1 protein-coding gene is annotated in these 252 nt (G+C 60.3%); it reads right to left on the reverse strand.

The features are described from left to right. Positions 1-252 (reverse strand): PAS domain-containing protein (locus FLQ44_RS02090; RefSeq protein ID WP_206208622.1); only part of this gene is annotated, 252 nt, incomplete at both ends.

Consider the following 252-nt stretch of genomic DNA (forward strand, 5'->3'; position numbering starts at 1 on the left):
GCCGATGTCGCTCTCGCGCAGATTGACCAGCGTCGCTGCGCGGTCGGTGTAGCGTCTGACGTTGAGGTGCTGGTCCAGGAACAGGATCGCGATCTCGATGCTGTTGAGCACGTTCTTCATGTCGCTCTGCGCCAGCGCCAGGTCGTCCAGCTTGGTCTGCAGCTCGCTGTTGATCGTCTGCAGCTCTTCGTTCATCGACTGCATTTCTTCCTTCGAGGTGGTCAGCTCCTCGTTCGCCGACTGCAGCTCCTC

Origin of the sequence: Vogesella mureinivorans (genome assembly GCF_007644035.1) — a bacterium.
GTDB classification, from domain to species: Bacteria; Pseudomonadota; Gammaproteobacteria; order Burkholderiales; family Chromobacteriaceae; genus Vogesella; species Vogesella mureinivorans.